1 protein-coding gene and 2 pseudogenes are annotated in these 1523 nt (G+C 49.5%); all 3 read left to right on the forward strand.

What is annotated here, in order from left to right:
* Window positions 1-303, forward strand: a pseudogene (locus RMO27_RS12960) (50S ribosomal protein L10); the annotation flags it as partial.
* A gap of 57 nt (window positions 304-360) precedes the next feature.
* Complete coding sequence (gene rplL / locus RMO27_RS12965) at window positions 361-747, forward strand: 50S ribosomal protein L7/L12 (protein ID WP_309733115.1); 387 nt, start codon at window positions 361-363, stop codon at window positions 745-747.
* Between the two features lie 327 nt (window positions 748-1074).
* Window positions 1075-1523, forward strand: a pseudogene (locus RMO27_RS12970) (hypothetical protein); the annotation flags it as partial.

Here is a 1523-nt window from a genome sequence, read left to right on the forward strand (position 1 = left end):
GAGCCACTACTCCAGGGTTCTTCGGCGTTCTTATTGCTCAAAGATGACATTGGTGGCTCGATCAAGGCTTACCATGACTTCCAAAAAGCGACCAAGAAAACCGAACTCCACGGTGGCGTGATGGAAGGTAAAGTCCTCACCGGTGCTGATGTTAAAGCGATCGGCGACTTACCATCCAAAGAACAACTCATGGCGCAAATTGCTGGTGCCCTCAACTCCGTCACCGCGAAAATCGCGATCGGTGTTAAAGAAGTACCGGCTTCGATCGCTCGGAGTCTCCAAGCGCACGTTGACAAAGGTTAGAGCGCGAAACTCCCAACTTAGTCACAATTTTCACCCATACATTTTAGGAATCTCCACATGTCTGCTGCAACCGATACCATTTTAGAACAGTTAAAAACCCTCAGCTTGCTCGAAGCGGCTGAACTAGTCAAGCAAATCGAAGAAGCTTTTGGCGTCAGTGCTGCTGCACCCGTCGGCGTAGCGATGGCTGCTGGCGTTGCCGCTCCTGCCGAAGAAGCTGAAGTCAAAACTGAATTCAACGTCGTTCTCGAAGGATTGGCTGATGAGAGCAAGAAAATTGCCGTCCTCAAAGTCGTCCGCGCGATCACTGGCTTGGGCTTGAAAGAAGCTAAAGACCTCGTTGAATCCACTCCTAAAGACGTCCTCACTGGCGTACCCCAAGCAGCCGCTGACGATGCCAAGAAACAGCTTGAAGAAGCTGGCGGTAAAGTCGCCCTCAAATAGACGCGATCGAGCAAAACTCACTGAACGGTTAATGCTGTTCAGTCAGGCTTGACCCTAATACGATTAAAATTCATGGCAAGCGATTTATCCAAATTGCGATCGCCATGAATTTTTTTCGGTATGTTTGCACTCAAATCGCGATCGTCCGATCGATTTGGTAAGATTTTGAGATATCATGTAACAATTATCAACTGAACCGCTAGTTAAGGGCGATTGGCTGAAACTCTACGTCTCATCTGGTCGCGACCCGATAAGTATCTATATATCTATACCTACTAGTTTGGTTTCAACTATATTGAATTTCCGCCGATAACTTTCGGTTAATATATGCAATCAGCTACGCGCCTGGATGACCTCAAAATTTTAGAGTGTTTTCTGCAAAACTCTCTTCACGCTCACTTAGGGCGGATTATTCCATTCCGGGTGCAGTGCCTATACAAAGACGATACCCTGTGGGTACTCGCCCAACACCCGGCTGAAGTGTCCGTCGATATTCCCGATACCTTTAGCGTGCTAGAACGTGCCCTGCAAGCCGAAGAACCGAAAACGCCCTTAGCGGTCAAACTATACCTCCGTACCGAAGGCGATCGACGCCCCTATAGCCAGCAAGGCTTTACCGTCTATCCCCTCGTCAACAAAACCGTACCGGGCGAAGCCGCCCCCGCGATGACAGGAATGCGCGAAGATCGGATCGCCTTGGATCGCGATCGTCCACACCTAGAAAATGGTAATCCCATCCAGCTTTCAGCCGATAGCCCGGACAACGATTCCATCCC

This window comes from Chamaesiphon sp. OTE_75_metabat_556, assembly GCF_031378165.1.
Taxonomy (GTDB): domain Bacteria; phylum Cyanobacteriota; class Cyanobacteriia; order Cyanobacteriales; family Chamaesiphonaceae; genus Chamaesiphon.